Here is a 1,332-nt window from a genome sequence, read left to right as displayed (position 1 = left end):
CACTGCGTAACCGATTGCAACGGCTCAATCGCAAGACGCTCGGATATTCAAAATCATCCGAAATGCACGATAGGATCATAGGTACTTACATCGAACGCGAGTACTACGTTTGATGCTACATCAACTCATTGAATACACGACCCAGCGAATTACTGACCTCCCAGCATCCGGTGACCGTAGAGATGGGCGGCGCGGAGCGTATGGTGCGTACGGCCCCGATTGCGGGCACCGACTAGTACATTCTGGTGGCGCTCGACAGGGCAAAAGCCAAGGCGGGCATGCGTTCACTGCTGACTACGTCGGTGATCACGCTAGTAATTATTTCACTGCTCGGCTCGCTGGTTGTTGGCGTCATCATTACCAAAACCCTTAAACGCCTGCTGCAAGTGCGCGATGCGATGGATGACATCAGCAACGGTAACAACGAGTTGAGACAGCGTTTGCCCGATGAAGTGGCGCAGATTGCCTAGTCATTCAACGTCTTTATCGACAAACTCAGCATGGTGATGATTCAGATCCGTGATATCAGTGCCTCGGTGAAAGTGGCCGTGGATGAAATTTCGTTAGGCAACAACGATCTTTCTGCACGCACGGAGTCAGCGGCGGCGAGTATTCAACAAACTGCCGCTTCGCTGGAACAAATCTCGGCGGCGGTCACCGAGTCAGCCAGTTCGGCACAGCATGTGAACAGTCAGGCGCGCATCCTGTCTGAAGATGTCAGCATCGGCGGTAAAGTGCTCTCGGACGTGATTGTGACCATGGAAGATATCGTCGCCGCGTCCGGCAAGATCGGCGATATTATCGGTGTGATTGATGGCATTGCTTTCCAAACCAATATCCTGGCGTTGAGTGCGGCGGTGGAAGCGGCAAGAGCGGGTGAGCAGGGGGCGTGGTTTTGCCGTGGTAGCTTCTGAAGTGCGCGCGCTGGCACGACGCAGTGCGCAGGCAGCCAAAGAGATCAAAACCCTGATTGAAGCGACCGTGGTTGGCGTGACCTCTGGCTCTACGCAGGTGCGCCAGGCTAGCAACACCATGCAGGAGATTGTCGGCGGCGTTTCTACAGTGGCCACCGTAATGTCGGAAATTACCCACTCTGCGAATGAGCAGATGCGTGGCATTCAGGAGATCAACAAGGCGATGGCACAGTTGGATTCCATGGTGCAGCAAAACGCGGCGCTGGTGCAGGAATCTGTCGTGTATTCAATGAGTTGATGTAGCATCAAACGTAGTACTCGCGTTCGATGTAAGTACCTATGATCCTATCGTGCATTTCGGATGATTTTGAATATCCGAGCGTCTTGCGATTGAGCCGTTGCAATCGGTTACGCAGTG

The 1,332-nt window shown here is 53.6% G+C and carries 2 protein-coding genes and 1 pseudogene; 2 read left to right on the top strand and 1 reads right to left on the bottom strand.

Going from position 1 to position 1,332, the window contains the following annotated elements; all coding sequences use genetic code 11:
• Together QZ506_RS16300 and QZ506_RS16295 are read left to right on the top strand one after the other, a co-directional pair.
• Window positions 1-113 (top strand): IS1 family transposase (locus QZ506_RS16300; RefSeq protein ID WP_291968255.1); only part of this gene is annotated, 113 nt, incomplete at its 5' end.
• 36 nt (window positions 114-149) lie between these two features.
• Window positions 150-1,191, top strand: a pseudogene (locus QZ506_RS16295) (methyl-accepting chemotaxis protein); the annotation flags it as partial.
• Window positions 1,192-1,219: 28 nt separating this feature from the next.
• Here the strand turns inward: QZ506_RS16295 and QZ506_RS16290 are convergent.
• A partial coding sequence (locus QZ506_RS16290; protein ID WP_291968255.1) for an IS1 family transposase occupies window positions 1,220-1,332 on the bottom strand: 113 nt, incomplete at its 5' end.

Source organism: Candidatus Symbiopectobacterium sp., from assembly GCF_020054415.1.
Classification (GTDB): Bacteria; Pseudomonadota; Gammaproteobacteria; order Enterobacterales; family Enterobacteriaceae; genus Symbiopectobacterium.
The sequence above is the reverse complement of the archived record's forward strand: the minus strand, read 5'-3'. Positions and strand labels throughout refer to the sequence as shown.